Below are 1031 nucleotides of genomic sequence, written 5' to 3' on the forward strand. Positions count from 1 at the left end.
CTGTCGGGTCGCAGGTACCGGCTTGAGCTGACGACCGAACAGGCAGAGCAGTGTGAGAAGTTCGCGGACGTGTGCCGGTCGGTGTGGAACACCGGACTGGAGCAGCGCCGCGAGTACCGGCGGCGCGGGGCGTGGATGAACTACGCGCCGCAGTGCAAGGAGCTGGCGGAGGCCAAGTGTGAGCACGAGTGGTTGAAGGCCGCGCCGTCGCACATCCTCCAGCAGACCTTGAAGGATCTGGACCGGGCGTGCCGGGACCACGGCACGTTCAAGATCCGGTGGCGGTCCAAGGCCCGCTGGTCCCCCTCATTCCGCTTCCCCGACGCCAAGCAGGTCACTGTGGAGCGGCTGGGCCGCAAGTGGGGGAGAGTTAAGCTGCCGAAGCTGGGCTGGGTCCGGTTCCGGTCCTCGCGCCCGCTCGGTGGTGAGATCCGCTCCGCGACCGTGTCCCGGAAGTCCGGGCGCTGGTTCGTGTCGTTCCTCGTGGACGACGGCGCGGTCACCCCCGACCTGCACGCCATGCCGGGCACGGCCGTAGGGGTGGACCGGGGTGTTGCTGCGGCGGCCGTCACCTCGGACGGCGAGTTTTTCGACCGGGAGTTCATCACGTCCGGCGAGACCACCCGCTACCGGCGGCTGCAACAGCGCCTCGCCCGTTCCGAGCGGGGCAGCGCGATGCGGCGCAAGGCGATCACCGCCATGGGCCGGATCATGGGCCGGGTCACGGACCGGCGCGGAGACTTCTGCGCGAAAACGGCCGCACACCTGGTGCAGAAGAACGCCCTGGTCGTCCTCGAAGACCTGCGGGTCAAGGACATGTCCGCCTCGGCGTCCGGAACCGTGGCCGAGCCCGGCCGCCAGGTCCGCCAGAAGACAGGACTCAACCGGGCCATCCTCGATAAGGGGTGGCACCGCCTCGAACTCGCCCTCACCAGTGCTGCCCGGTACACGGGAACGACGCTGGTGAAGGTCAATCCCGCGTATACGTCGCAACGCTGCCACGCCTGTGGGTTCGTCACCGAAGGAAACCG

The 1031-nt window shown here is 68.6% G+C and carries 1 protein-coding gene; it reads left to right on the forward strand.

Features of this window, described 5'->3' with window-relative positions:
* Positions 1–1031, forward strand: a 1031-nt coding sequence (locus tag ACWEN3_RS46945) for an RNA-guided endonuclease InsQ/TnpB family protein (protein WP_452984614.1), incomplete at both ends; no start/stop codon positions are given.

Source organism: Streptomyces sp. NPDC004561 (assembly GCF_053602155.1).